13 protein-coding genes are annotated in these 13908 nt (G+C 58.8%); 7 read left to right on the forward strand and 6 right to left on the reverse strand.

What is annotated here, in order from left to right; all coding sequences use genetic code 11:
• From AC1DT3_RS03670 to AC1DT3_RS03695, 6 genes are all read right to left on the reverse strand, one after another.
• Positions 1-813 (reverse strand): alpha/beta hydrolase (locus AC1DT3_RS03670; RefSeq protein WP_477463887.1); only part of this gene is annotated, 813 nt, incomplete at its 3' end.
• Between the two features lie 12 nt (positions 814-825).
• A complete protein-coding gene (locus AC1DT3_RS03675; protein ID WP_477463888.1) occupies positions 826-1524 on the reverse strand; it encodes an ABC transporter ATP-binding protein in 699 nt (232 codons plus the stop codon).
• Complete coding sequence (locus tag AC1DT3_RS03680) at positions 1524-2276, reverse strand: ABC transporter ATP-binding protein (protein WP_477463889.1); 753 nt, start codon at positions 2274-2276, stop codon at positions 1524-1526. Before AC1DT3_RS03680 ends, AC1DT3_RS03675 begins: the two co-directional genes overlap by 1 nt.
• Complete coding sequence (locus AC1DT3_RS03685; protein WP_477463890.1) at positions 2269-3282, reverse strand: branched-chain amino acid ABC transporter permease; 1014 nt, start codon at positions 3280-3282, stop codon at positions 2269-2271. The genes AC1DT3_RS03680 and AC1DT3_RS03685 overlap by 8 nt, the downstream gene beginning before the upstream one ends.
• Before the next feature lie 4 nt (positions 3283-3286).
• Positions 3287-4207, reverse strand: a complete 921-nt coding sequence (locus AC1DT3_RS03690) for a branched-chain amino acid ABC transporter permease (protein WP_477463891.1) — start codon at positions 4205-4207, stop codon at positions 3287-3289.
• Between the two features lie 133 nt (positions 4208-4340).
• Positions 4341-5516, reverse strand: a complete 1176-nt coding sequence (locus tag AC1DT3_RS03695) for an ABC transporter substrate-binding protein (RefSeq protein ID WP_477463892.1) — start codon at positions 5514-5516, stop codon at positions 4341-4343.
• A gap of 277 nt (positions 5517-5793) precedes the next feature.
• Between AC1DT3_RS03695 and AC1DT3_RS03700 the strand changes: the two genes are divergently transcribed.
• The 7 genes from AC1DT3_RS03700 to AC1DT3_RS03730 all read left to right on the forward strand — a co-directional run.
• Positions 5794-7425 carry a benzoate-CoA ligase family protein gene (locus AC1DT3_RS03700; RefSeq protein WP_477463894.1) on the forward strand — a complete coding sequence of 544 codons (1632 nt, stop codon included), beginning with the start codon at positions 5794-5796 and terminating at the stop codon, positions 7423-7425.
• A gap of 120 nt (positions 7426-7545) precedes the next feature.
• Complete coding sequence (locus tag AC1DT3_RS03705; RefSeq protein WP_477463895.1) at positions 7546-8433, forward strand: LysR substrate-binding domain-containing protein; 888 nt, start codon at positions 7546-7548, stop codon at positions 8431-8433.
• Positions 8434-8633: 200 nt separating this feature from the next.
• Positions 8634-9692 (forward strand): D-2-hydroxyacid dehydrogenase, encoded by a 1059-nt coding sequence (locus AC1DT3_RS03710; protein ID WP_477463896.1) that lies wholly within the window; start codon positions 8634-8636, stop codon positions 9690-9692.
• Positions 9693-9850: 158 nt separating this feature from the next.
• Positions 9851-11494, forward strand: a complete 1644-nt coding sequence (locus AC1DT3_RS03715) for an ABC transporter substrate-binding protein (protein WP_477463897.1) — start codon at positions 9851-9853, stop codon at positions 11492-11494.
• A gap of 144 nt (positions 11495-11638) precedes the next feature.
• Entirely contained in the window at positions 11639-12559 is a 921-nt protein-coding gene (locus AC1DT3_RS03720; RefSeq protein WP_477463898.1) for an ABC transporter permease, read from the forward strand.
• A 36-nt stretch (positions 12560-12595) separates the two neighbouring features.
• Positions 12596-13474 (forward strand): ABC transporter permease, encoded by an 879-nt coding sequence (locus AC1DT3_RS03725; protein ID WP_477463899.1) that lies wholly within the window; start codon positions 12596-12598, stop codon positions 13472-13474.
• The coding region (locus tag AC1DT3_RS03730) for an ATP-binding cassette domain-containing protein (RefSeq protein WP_477463900.1) at positions 13471-13908 on the forward strand (438 nt) is incomplete at its 3' end. The genes AC1DT3_RS03725 and AC1DT3_RS03730, both read left to right, overlap by 4 nt.

The raw sequence follows: 13908 nt of genomic DNA on the forward strand, positions 1-13908 counted from the left end.
GGATAGCGCCATGAGCTTCGTTGAAAGAGGGCTCTCGGGATCCGCAAGGCCATTCAGAACATTGAAATGATGGGCGCCCGGCACTTCATGGACGCTTCCGTTGATTCCTGCCTCCGCCCATCGGGCGACGAAGGTGTGGGATTGCCGGCGATACTCCGCGCTCTCCGCTTCTCCCACGACGGCGACAACATTTCCGGGACGCAGCGGCAGCCAGCCAATCGGGCTGAGACGTTCGGCATCGGCGGTCGTCAGGTTCAAAGCCCGAACGACAGAGGTGTGGACGAGAGGAACAAGGTCAAAGAGACCCGAGATTGGCAATGCACCCCTGATTGTGCCTGACAGCCCGCTTGGCGGACGTCCCATCAGGCATGCCGCCAGGTGCCCGCCGGCCGAGTGCCCTGCTACCAGAAGCGGGCGACCGGTCCTTTTGGCGACATATGCGGCGGCGATGCCGGCATCCCGCAGGATGTCGTCCAACGTCGCGGCGGGAGCGAGGTCGTAGTTGGGGATCGCGACCGTCAGACCCCGCTCGTTTGCTCCCCGCGCGAGATGGCTCGTGGAGGATTTGTCGAGGGCCTGCCAATACCCACCGTGAAAGAACAGGACGACCGGCCCTCCTTTATCTCCGCCAGGCGGGTAAAACAGATCAAGCCGATGGCGTTCGCCGAGCGCATAGGGAAGGTCGAGTTCGCAAAGCGCCGTCTCGCGATAGGATGCGGCGTCCTTGTACCAGCGCGCCATATGGTCGGCATGGTCCGCGACTCTCGCGCGATTGTTGTACTCGACCTCGAAATCAACTTCGCCATCCGGCATCGGGCACTCCTGTCAGACGTGCAGATAACGATCCTTGAGCGAGGGATCCGAAAGCAAGTCCGCGCTCGATCCCGTCCAGACGGAACGCCCCTTCTCAATGATGACGTGCCGGTCGGCAAAGGCGGCGAGCGCATCGACGTTCTTGTCGATGACAAGAATCGACTGATGCTCGCTTCGAAGGCGCTTGAGGCAAGTCCAGATCTCGGTACGGATCAACGGAGCCAATCCCTCGGTCGCTTCGTCGAGAATGACGAGTTTAGGGTTGGTCATGAGCGCGCGGCCGATAGCGAGCATTTGCTGTTCGCCACCCGAGAGTTGTGATCCCAGGTYGCTTCTGCGTTCCTTCAGGCGTGGAAATAGCTCATAGATCGCATCGAGGGTCCAGCGCTTCGAACCAGAGCGCGCAGCGGCCGTGGCGACGAGATTTTCTTCGACACTCAAAGTAGGGAAGATCTGTCGGCCCTCCGGCACAAGGCCGATGCCGGTTTGAGCAACTCGATATGGTTCGAGCCCGGTCAGGTTCTTGTCTCCGAACCGAACTTCGCCTCCTTTTGGGCGGAGAAGTCCCATGATCGTCCGGATGGTGGTTGTCTTACCCATTCCGTTGCGCCCGAGAAGCGTGACGACTTCCCCAGGTCGAACATCGAAGGAGACGTCGAACAGGACCTGGGCAGGGCCGTAGGAGGCCTCGAGACGTCGCACCGATAGCATCAGACCGACTCCTCGCCGAGATAGGCAGCCCGGACCGCCGGGTCGGTCTTGATCCGTTCCGGCGCATCGGTCGCAATCAAGCGGCCATAAACGAGCACGCTTATTCGGTCGGCCAGGGAAAAGACCGCATCCATGTCGTGTTCGATCAGAACAATCGTGGTTTGCCCTTTCAACAACCGCAAGGTCTCTACAACGCGCTGCGATTCCTCGTGTCCCGTGCCGGCCAGCGGTTCGTCCAGAAGAAGCAGTTTCGGAGCGGTTGCGAGTGCTATGGCGAGTTCCAGCTGTCGCTTCTCCCCGTGCGACAGAAGCCCCGCGGGTCCATGGGCGCGCGTGTCGAGAGCGACCCGGCTCAAGCATTCCATGGCGGCTTCGTTCAGACCGCTCTCGCGAGAGGCGTCACGGAAGAACCGAAAGCTTGAACCGGACCGCGCCTGAATGGCCAAGGCGACATTTTCCAGGGCTGAGAAGCGCGGCAAGATCGAGGTGATCTGAAAGGAGCGGGCGAGGCCGCGACGAACCCGGAGCGGCATGGCCAACGTCGTGACGTCATCCCCGTCGAAAACGATGTGGCCGGATGCCGGAGCGACCAGGCCTGAAATCTGGTGAATGAGCGTTGTCTTGCCGGCGCCATTTGGGCCGATGATCGCGTGAAGCTCGCCCGGGACGATCGAAAGGTTGACGTCATCCGTCACGACGAGTGCGCCATAAGTCTTTCGCAGATCGCGGAGTTCGAGAAGCGTTTCAGGCATTCCGACCTCGCTGAAGGAGGCTCAAGATACCCCCGCGGGCGAAGAGGACGACTAAGATCAGAAGTGGCCCAAAGACCATCTTCCAATTCTCGACAATGTGCAGTCGCGCGGTGTCGGACAGCATGAATCCCAATCCGGACAGAATTTCCGGTAGGAACTCTTCGAGCAACAGAAAGGCCGCGGCGCCGATGATTGCGCCGTGCAGGCTGCCGAGCCCGCCCAGGACGACCATGAAGATCAGCTCGCCCGAGCGTTGCCACGTCATGTAAGCTGGGCTGACGAAACCTGTCTGGTTCGCGAGGAGGAAGCCCGCGAGCGCGGCCATCATGCCGCTGATCACATAGGCGACGAGTTGGTAACGGAACGGCTGAAATCCAATAGCCTCCATCCGCACGCTGTTTTCGCGAGTCCCGCGCAGCACCCTTCCAAACCGCGATGCCACGATTGCCCGCGACACTCCATACATCACGAGGAGGCACAGAAGCGTGACCCAATAGAATGTCTTGTCGCTCTTCAGAATTGCATATCCGCCCACGAGACTGCGAGCCGGCAGCGTCATCCCGTCGTCACCACCATAGGAGGCGAGCGACGTCGCGAGAAAGAACAACATCTGTCCGAAGGCGAGCGTGATCATGATAAAATAGACGCCCTTCGTGCGGAGTGAAATCGCGCCGGCAACAAGAGCGAAGCACGCCGAAACGGCAAGCGCTGCCGGAATTTGTACGAGCGCATCGTCAAAGCCGTCACTGGCGAGAATGCCGACGGCATAGGCGCCGATTCCGACAAAGGTCGCGTGTCCGAAGCTGACGAGAGCGCCGTATCCAAGAATCAGGTCGAGAGACATCGCGGCAAGGCCAAAGATCATCACTCGCATCAGGAGCGACAAGAAATAACCTTCGGCGCCGGAATGTGACGCCACCAGAGGCGCGATTGCGAGGACGGCGAAAAGCGCGATCGGGACGATGTTTCGCGTTCGATTGGTCAATGGGTGTGCGATGTCTGTCATGGCGCTAACGCTTCACCGGAAAGAGACCCGACGGACGAAAGAACAGGATGGCCGCCATGAAGATGTAAATCAGCATTGGCGCGATGGCGCGGCCGGTCTGGCTCGCGGTCGCGGGGTCGAGAAAAAGACGCAGAAGGTTCGGTGCGAAGGAGCGGCCGACCGTATCGACCAATCCTACGAGCAAGGCAGCCAGAAACGCCCCACGGATAGAGCCAATTCCACCGATTACGATCACCACGAATGCGAGGATCAGAATGTTGTCTCCCATGCCGGGCTCGACGGACAGAATCGGTGCGACCATGGCGCCCGCGAAACCTGCAAGCATTGCGCCGAAGCCGAACACGATCATGAACAGTCCGCGAATGTTGACGCCGAGAGCCGACACCATGGGGGCATTCGACGCGCCGGCGCGAACCAGCATTCCGATACGTGTGTGATTGACGACGAGATAGAGAAGAGCGGCGACAGCGAGACCCGCGAAGATGATTGCAAGGCGATAGACCGGATAGAGAAGTCCGTCCGCAATCTCGACCGAACCGGATAGAAGCTCTGGAGGAGGAACGTTCAGGGGGGCGGCTCCCCAGACAAACTTTACGCCCTGGTTCAGAAACAGAATGACGCCGAAGGTGGCGAGGACTTGGTCGAGATGGTCGCGGTCATAGAGATGACGAAAGACAGTAATCTCCAGGAGCAACCCCACGGCAAGGGCGCTGGGCAGCGCAAGCACAAGCGCCCAACCGAAACTGCCGGTCCACGCACTGAAGGCCGCCATCAGATACGCGCCAACCATGTACTGGACGCCGTGCGCGAGGTTGATGAAGTCCATCACGCCGAACACGAGTGTCAGTCCGGCGGYGATGAGAAACAGGATGATTCCGAATTGCAGGCCATTGAGCGCCTGAACGAAGAGAAGCGTTGCGTTCATCGTGCCTTACCGGCTGCAAAGGGATCTCACCGCTCTCGCTTCCGTCTTACGAATGCGTTGGCACGATGAACGTCGGCGAAGAGCAGCCTCGCTCCGAAAATGGAGCGGAGCGAGGCAAACGTATTCAGGCAGCTCAATTGGTCGCTGCGCATTCCTTGGCGTAGGCGTCGGTATAATCGTCGAACACCTTCTCGGCGATCTCGGTCTGGAACTTGCCATCGGGACGTTTGGCGACCTTCACCAAATAGAAGTCCTGTACCGGAAAACCGTTGGTGCCGAACTTGAAATCACCGCGAAGCGACTTGAAGTCGGCTTTCTTGATAGCCGCGCGCAAGGCGTCCTTGTTGTCGGTCTTGCCGCCGGTCGCCTTGAGAGCGCTTTCGATCAGAAGGGCTGCATCATAGGCATGCATCGAATAGGAGCCAGGCACGGACCCGTAAGCCGCCTCGTAGTCCTTCACGAATTTCTTGTTTTGAGGGTTATCCATGTTGGGAGCCCAGTTCGATCCGCCGAGCATGCCGATTGCAGCGTCCTGCTGCGCGGGCAGGGTGGATTCGTCGACCGTGAAGGCAGAGAGGAATGGGATTTTGTCCGCGAGGCCGGCAGCGCGATATTGCTTGACGAGGTTCACGCCCATGCCACCCGGCATGAAGGTGAAAACGGCGTCGGGTTTCATGGATGCGATCTTGGCGAGCTCGGATTGGAAGTCGAGATTGTTCAGTGGAACGTAGGATTCCTCGACGACCTCACCCTTGTAGTGCCGTTTGAAGCCGGCAAGGGCGTCCTTTCCGGCCTGATAGTTCGGCGCCAAAAGGTAGACCTTCTTATACCCGCGGTCCTGAGCGACCTTGCCGAGAACCTCGTGGTTCTGGTCGTTCTGATACGACGTCGCGAAGAAGTACGGACTGCAGCTCTTGCCGGCCAGATTCGACGGTCCTGCATTGGTGCTGATGTAGAACGTGTTCGCGTCTACGATTGGCTTGTGAACGGCGACCGCAACATTGGAAAAGATTGGACCGACGACGAAGTCGACCTTGTCGCGCTCGATCAGGCCTTTTACCTTCGTGATTGCTACGTCGGGCTTGAGTTCGTCGTCGACGACGATCACCTCGACTTCGCGCCCGCCAAGTTTGCCGCCGAGATCCTTGATCGCCAGCTGGAAGCCGTCGCGCGCCTGCTGGCCGAGGACGGCGGAGGGCCCGGAAAGGGTCAAAAGCAGGCCGACCTTCACCTTCTCCTGAGCCAAGGCGGGCATTGCCACGAGACCGAGGCCGGCCGCCAGGCCAAGCGTCTTGATGTAGAGATTCATTCTGGACTCCCGAATGTCTGTTCCCTGCGCACGGTGTGCCGTGCTTGGCGATTGTTGCCGGTGGGCGTGGCCCGCCGGTCGTCAGGCCAATGTGGCGCAATTTCGTACGGTCGAACACTCCCCCTTCAGTAGGGCTAAAGGAGGTCGGTTCTCCCGTCGAGATTGCCAAAGTATTATTTGAAGTTTTAAATAAATATGGAACTTCTACAAGTCCGCAGCGCCGGCTCGCGCTGCGAAGGAGGATCCCATAACCACCGACCGGACAGAGGAACCGACCATGGCGTATACGGCGCACGTCGATACCTTCGCGAGGGACAATCTCCCGCCGCAAGAGGAGTGGCCGACGTTCCTGTTCGAGCGGGACGAGCTTCGCTATCCAGACCGACTCAATTGCGCGACGGCGTTTCTCGACCGTTGGGTCGATGAGGGGCGAGGGGATGAAATCTGCCTCTTCAGCGGCGAGGAGACGCTCACCTATCGCGCTCTTCAGGAGAAGGTGAACCGGATCTGCAACGTCCTGGTCGAGAAGCTCGGATTCGTTCCCGGAAACCGCGTGCTGCTGCGCTCGGGTAACAATGCGATGATGGTCGCGTTGTACCTGGCCGTCTTGAAGGCTGGAGGCGTAGTCGTCGCGACGATGCCGTTGCTTCGCGCCAAGGAGATCGCCTATCCCCTCATCAAGGCCAAGATCGCGCTGGCCTTCTGCGATGGCCGGCTGGCTGGGGAAATGGAGCGGGCACGAGCCCTCGCCCCGGATCTGTCGCGGGTCGTCTACTGGGGAACGGGGGGGGGCGACTCACTTGAAACTCTGATCGCTGACGCGTCCCCTGAGTTCGGCGCCGTCGACACGGCGGCGGATGACGTCTGCCTCATCGGCTTCACCTCGGGAACGACTGGGCAGCCGAAGGGTACCATGCATTTCCACCGGGATATGTTGGCGATTTGCGATGGGTACGGACGCAACGTTCTGAGGGCCCGTTCCAGCGACCGTTTCATCGGATCGCCTCCGTTGGCCTTCACTTTCGGTCTGGGGGGAATTGTCCTTTTTCCGCTGCGGATCGGAGCCGCCTCCGTGCTGGTGGAGAACGCGACACCAGATGCGCTTCTAGCGGCAATCGCCGCGCGCAGAGCAACGGTTTGCTTCACGGCGCCAACCGCATATCGCGCCATGCTCTCGAAGCTCAAAGATGCGGACATCTCATCGCTGCGCATTTGCGTGTCCGCGGGTGAACCATTGCCGACGGACACCTATCACGCCTGGAAATCCGCCACCGGCCTGAGTTTGATGGATGGAATCGGTGCCACTGAAATGCTCCACATCTTCATTGCCGCCAGGCAGGATGAAATCCGACCCGGTGCTACGGGTAAGCCTGTTCCGGGCTACGAGGCCGCAATTCTCGACGAAGACGGTAAGCCGGTCCCGCCCGGCGCGATTGGCCGCCTTGCCGTGCGCGGTCCAACAGGATGCCGCTACCTCGCGGATGATAGGCAGCGTAAGTATGTGCAGAACGGCTGGAACATCACCGGCGACACGTATGTCATGGATGAGGACGGGTACTACTGGTACCAGGCCCGCTCTGACGACATGATCGTTTCATCCGGTTACAACATCGCAGGACCGGAGGTCGAGGCGGCATTGCTGACCCACCCGGCGGTCGCGGAATGTGGGGTAGTTGGCGCCCCCGACGAACAGCGCGGCGCCATCGTCAAGGCATATGTCGTGCTGCGGCGAGGCTATGCGGCAGGTCCCGACCTCCTCCAGGTTCTGCAGGACCATGTGAAAGCTGAAATCGCGCCGTACAAATATCCGCGCGCCATCGCCTTCGTCGAGGAATTGCCGCGAACGCAGACGGGCAAGCTGCAAAGGTTCGAGCTGCGCCGCATGGCGGGGGACGGGGAGGTCGCCTGACTGAGGCGGTGGCTTGCCATCCGATTCATAAGGGTACAGTCCCCGCGCTGCCAAAAAATCACATTGAACAACAGGAGGTAATCTCATTTAATATGAGCAAATCTCATATTGAAGAGTGCGATGAACATCCTCCCATCTTTGACCGGTCTTCGAAGCTTCGAAGCAGCGGCGCGCAACAAAAGCATGACGAAAGCGGCAGCTGAGCTCAACGTCACCCAAGGAGCGGTGAGCCGGGCTATTGCGGCGCTTCAAGCCGATCTGGGTTTTCCGCTATTCGCGCGAACGAAACCGTTTTTGGAGCTCACGCCTCTCGGGGCGACAGTGTTTGCCGAACTGCAATACTCGTTCGATCGCATGCGGATGGTTCTCGATCGCATAAAGAGTGAGCAGGAGAGTCGCGCCCTTACGATCAACGTCTTGCCTACGTTCGGTTTGCGGCTGCTCATTCCACGCTTGCCTCGCTTCAAGGAGCTGTATCCCGAAATGCAGGTGGACGTGGTCGTCGGCGAGCAGCCGATCGATTTCGCGGGTACGTCAGCCGATGTTGGAATTCGTTATGGGAAAGGCGACTGGCCGCGAACCAAGGCCTACCGAATTCTCGATGAGGAGCTGATCTTGGTTTGCGCGCCCCATCTCCTGGAGGGCCGCCGCAAGATCGAGCCGGGACGATTGCTGCCGGGTCAGTTGATCCGACACACGACGAGGCTCGAGGCCTGGCCCGAATGGTTCGAGAGTCTCCATGTCGCGCCACCGGTCCCGGCGGGGCTCGGATTCGAGCATTTCTTCATGGTGATCGAAGCCGCCGTGGTGGGGATCGGCTTCGCGCTTCTGCCCCGGTTCTTGATCAGAAAGGAACTGGCTGAAGGTGCCCTCGTGGTCGCATCTCCTCACTCCTTGCGGCGCGAGCAGGGTTACTTTTTCCTATGCAGCCCTGAGCGTCAGTCGGACCCGAAGATACTCGCGTTCAGGCGGTGGCTGGACGCGGAATTACAGAACGAGCAGGTCTGACTCTGATCGTCCTGGCCTGTTGGTTCTTCCGCTGCCCGAATGGGATGCAATTAGCCTAGTTTATGGCCTGCCGACTGGTCTTGCGTTGTGAGCAAAGCTCATGATAAGCCTTTGACCTAAGGTCACAGCGCTCTCGCGGCCCGCCTTGTGAAGCGCCCTCCTCAAATTCCTCGCCGATCCCACCAAAAGCAACGTGGACAATGATGTCTTCCGCATCGCATGTCGTCTTCATCACCTCGCCGCTCGAAAGTGAGCATGTCGAACGCATTCGCGCCGAGGCGCCGAACGGTGTGGAGGTTGTCTTCGAAGCCGATCTCCTGCCTCAGACCCGTTATGTGGCAGATCACAAGGGGCGAGACGGTTTCAAGCGCAGTGCCGAACAGGATCGGCGTTGGCGCGAGGCGCTCTCGCGCGCGACCATTCTTTTCGATTTCCCAAGTGGCTCGGAAGCTGAGCGTGGTTTGGCTCTGGCTCCGAACGTGCGGTGGGTCCAGACAACGAGTTCCGGCGTTGGACAGCACGTGCACGGACTGGGGCTCGCGGAAAGTGATGTCATTGTCACGACCGCTCGAGGCGTGCACGCAGATGCGCTGACGGAGTTCGCCTTGCTTGTCATGCTGAGCCACGTGAAGGATTTGCCGCGCCTGCAGCGCGAGCAGGCCGCGCGGCGGTGGGAGCGCTATTGCGGTGGCGAGTTGAGCGGCAAGTCTCTGACCATCATCGGCGCCGGACAGGTTGGCGCTCGCGTCGCTTCGATCGCAAAGGCCTTCGGCATGCATGTCAGGGCCGTCGTCAACCGGCCTTCGCCCGAACGGCGTGCGGAGCTGTTTGCCGACGAAGTATTGGGGCAGGATGATCTCAAGTCTGCAGTCACGGGTGCCGACTATATCGTGCTTGCGACGCCGCATACTCCTAAGACTGACAAGATGGTCGACGCACAAACTATCGCCGCCATGAAGCGAGGTGTCGTCTTCGTCAACATTGCCCGCGGACAGGTCGTGGACGAGCTCGCGATGATCGAGGCGCTCGGAAGCGGTCATATCGGTTTTGCAGGCTTGGATGTCGCGACCATCGAGCCRCTTCCTCCTGGATCGCCGCTCTGGTCGATGCCGAATGTCCTGATCAGCCCGCACTCCGCGAGCACGGCGCCGAGCGAGAACCGCAAGATCGTCGACATCTTCATCAAGAACCTCGGCCACTACGCCAAGGATGAAAAGGACCGCATGGTCAACGTGCTCGACAAGGCGCGTATGTATTGAAAGCAAATGCGGACAAGGAGTCGCCTCGCCGGCACCACGCAGAAATAAAGAAGCCGTTCGATTCTAAAGTGCGGCCATCAGACGCTTCGCGTCGGCATCTTCGGCAACAATGAGACCTGCAGGAACGAGACGTCAAAAATGACCAGAGGAGTCTACCAATGAATCGCTATTCGAGGGTTGCGACCGCAGTCACGTTGGTTGCGTCGACGTTCATGCCCGCTACCCTGTGGGCCCAGGACGCTAAGCCGCAATATGGCGGCGAACTTGTTCTCACCGGACAGCTCGACAAGACGATGTTTCCCGGTCGAAATACCGATGCCGGCGGCATGGATGTCTATCTGAACTCCTGCGAAAATCTTGTCGAAATGGCAGGCGACAGAACCATTCATCCGTTGTTGGCAAAAGGCTGGTCCACTTCAGCGGATCAGAAGAAGGTCACGTTCCAACTCAATGAAGGCGTGCAGTTTCACGACGGTACGCCCTTTAATGCCGAAGCGGTGGCGTTCGTTTTCAATGAAGCCCTGGCAAAGAAGTTTCTCTATGTCAGCCTGCTCGAAGGACTGGAGAAAGTCGTCGCCGATGGCGATTATCAGGTCTCCTTTCATCTGACGAATCCTTCAGCGGCGCTCATTCCAAATCTAGCGTACCGCACGATGTGTATCTTCAGTCCGACAGCCTACAAGGCGAAAGGCGAAGAGGGGCTCGGAAGCAACATCATCGGCACCGGCCCCTTCATCCAGACCGAGTACGCCAAGGGCGAGTATGTCCTCTTCAAGAAGAACGACAAATATTGGCAAAAGGGGAAACCCTATCTCGACAGCATTCGCATGCTGTTTGTGCCTGATGTTTCAACGCGCGTTGCCATGCTCGAGAGCGGCGAAGTCGATCGTGCCTACGGTGTTCCGGATTTCGACGTTCCGCGTCTCTCGACGGAGGAGAATCTCAAGGTCACGACGCTTCCGAGCCTTCAGCAGTACTACGTCGTCATCAACAATTTGGCGAAGCCTCTCGACGATCCGCGGGTCCGCCAAGCGTTGAATTACGCCATCGACAAGGCCGGTATCGTCAAATCAGTCTTCGCCGGCACGGGTGCCTCACTCTCGCAGGCGCCGACACTGACCCCCGGCGTCTTCGGCTTTTCCGATATGCGCGAGCCCGGAAAGAACACCATTTTCGCCTATAACGTCGAGAAAGCGAAAGCACTTCTCAAAGAAGCCGGGTACGAAGATCGCAATGGCGACAAAGTTGTCGAGAGCGCCGAAGGAACCCCGCTTTCCCTGAAGCTCTGGACACGCAAATCAGGCAAGGGCGAATACCAGATCGCACAACTTGTGCAGACCTTCCTGGAAAAGATCGGCATCAAGGTCGAATTGACGGTCCTGGAGAGTGCGACCTTCAGTGCGTCTCTCTCGCTCGGACCGAAGGAAGCCAAGTATGATCTGGCACTTCTCGGCTGGACTATTCCGACGGCCGACCCCGACGAACCGATGATGTACATGACGCACACAAAGGCGTGGAAACCTGCCGGTGCGAACCGCATGTTCTTCTCGAATGCAGAGACCGACAAGCTTGCGGACCTCGCCCACGCGGAAGGTGATGAGAAGAAGCGCGCTGAGTATGTGCGACTTTGGATGGCCGAACTCCTCAAGCAGGCGCCTGTGATCTATCTCCCGACGTCAAACTTGACTGAAGCTGTCCGAACTTACGTTCACGGTGGCCACTATCTCCCCGCAGGTACCTATGTCGGAAGCTTCGCCTGGATCGATCAGGCCGAGAAGAAGAAGCAGGGTATCTCTCGATAAGACCAACAACATCCGCGGTCGCGCCTTCTAACACGCGCGGCCGCCTCCTGCGCATTGCCGCCCGGCGCGCAATGTATGGCGGCTCATCGCGGGCGGCTGGTTGCTGGACCTCATCGAGAACGGGAGAGGACGACAGGACACTACATGTCGAGAATGATCATCAGCAGATTCATCTTCATGGTCTTCGCGGGCTTTCTCCTGCTAACGTTTCTCTTTGGGCTGTTCCACGCCATTCCGGGCGACCCCGCGCGTTTGATCGCTGGCGACAGTGCGCCTGAGAACTTGGTGCAGAGCATTCGAAGCGCCTATGGTTTGGATCAACCGCTCCTTACACAGTACACGACCTATATGAGCAAGGTTCTGACGGGAGATTTCGGCCTTTCCAACTTCTCCCGGCAACCCGTTCTCGCTATCGTTGGACCTCGCCTTCTCAATACGGCGAAGCTTGCCGGGTGGTCGATGCTTCTCGCAATGACGATCAGTCTCGCGCTCGGATCCTTATCCGCCATGTACTGGAACCATCCCGTCGACAGGGGCATCACAGCGTTTTCGCTCGTCGGAATTTGCACGCCGATTTTTGTCAGTGGAATTCTTGCGATCTATTTCTTCGGTGTTCATCTGCGCTGGCTTCCGATCGGCGGCATGACGACCTGGAAGCACTATATCATGCCGGTGATGACGCTCGGTCTCGCCCAGGCGGCGGGATTCACGCGAATGGTCCGTTCTTGCATGATCGACGCGCTCGGCCGCGACTTCATCAAGACCGCGCGCTCCAAGGGCGTCCCCGAACATATCGTGGTATTCAAGCATGCGTTGCGAAATGCATTGCTTCCCATCATTACCTTCTTTGGTCTCGGATTGGGACATACACTTGGTGGTGCTGCCGTAGCCGAGTCCATTTTCAACTGGCCTGGCCTCGGGCGTCTCATGGTGGATTCGATCCTGACACGCGATCTTCCGCTCACTCAGGGCTGCATCTTCTTCTTTGCGATGATTTTCATCCTGGTAAACCTCGTTGTTGATCTTCTTTACCGGTGGGCCGATCCGAGGATTTCGAATGATTGATCCCTCGCAAGATTTCTCCGGACAGGAGGCTCGAACATGGAGTTGTTGAAGAACTACGCTCGCGACCGTGTAGGGCTGTTCTTCGGGATTGTTCTGCTGGGCTTCTATCTTGTCGCGCTCACGGCGCAGTGGATCACGCCGTCCGACCCATTTGAGACCAACCTCGCGGAAGGGTTGCAGCCCCCTTCGGCGAGTCATTGGTTTGGCACGGATCAATTCGGACGAGACAGCTTGTCCCGGGTGATCCTGGCAACGCAGGTGACCGCAAAGATCACGACAATCGCGCTTCTTTTCTCGTTGCTGTTGGGAGTTCCGATCGGGATGATTGTCGGCTATCGCGGTGGTCTTGCCGACGCCATCGTGATGCGCGCGACGGACATGATGCTCATCTTCCCGACAATCATGATCGCGATCGTCATCGTGGTGGTCGTGGGACCCTCTGAGATCGGTGTCGTCATCGCGCTTGGTCTATCGCAACTTCCCAATTTCATCCGTATTGCGCGAAGCGCGGCCTTGTCTGTGCGACGCGAACTCTACGTCGAGGCCGCGGTGGCCGCGGGTGCCAGTTGGCCGGACATCTTGTTCCGTCATGTGCTGCACAACATCTCGGGTCCTGTCATCGTCAAGGCGACTGTCGCGCTTCCGGGATTCGTCCTCGGTGCCTCGTCTCTGAGTTATCTGGGTCTCGGAGTGCAACCGCCAACGCCAGAGTGGGGGCAGATGCTCCACGAGGCGAAAGACTTCCTGACGAGTGCACCCTACCTGATCATCGGGCCGGCCATCGCGCTTTCTCTATTCGTCCTATCGGCCAACATGGTTGGCGACACTCTCAACGAAAGCCTCGATCCCAAGCTCAAGAGTCGACGGTTCAAGCGCTTCATTCCCCGTCTCGGCCGCAAGGAGGTTCGTTCATGAATAATCTCCTCGAAATCAGGAATCTGCGCGTCAATTTCATGACTGAATCTGGCGTCGCAAAAGCAGTTGATGGAATCGACATCGATATCGCTCCTGGCCGGACACTTGGTGTGGTGGGAGAAAGCGGCTGCGGAAAATCCGTCACGTCGAGGGCTATCCTCGGATTGATCGATCCGCCCGGCTGGATCGATTCCGGAGAGATCAAGTTCAAGTCACGCTCGGGCGTTGTCGACCTTGCACAGCTCCCGCGCAACGGTCGGAAGGTCAACGCGATCCGCGGCTCGGAGATCACCATGATCTTTCAAGAGCCGATGACCGCGCTCAATCCTGTCTTGACGATTGGCGATCAAATAACGGAATCCTTGCTGCTCCACGAGAAGATCTCACGGAAGGAGGCGCGGGAACGGGCCATAGCAAGCTTGGCTGCCGTCGGC

This window comes from Microvirga sp. P4_G7, assembly GCF_056401005.1.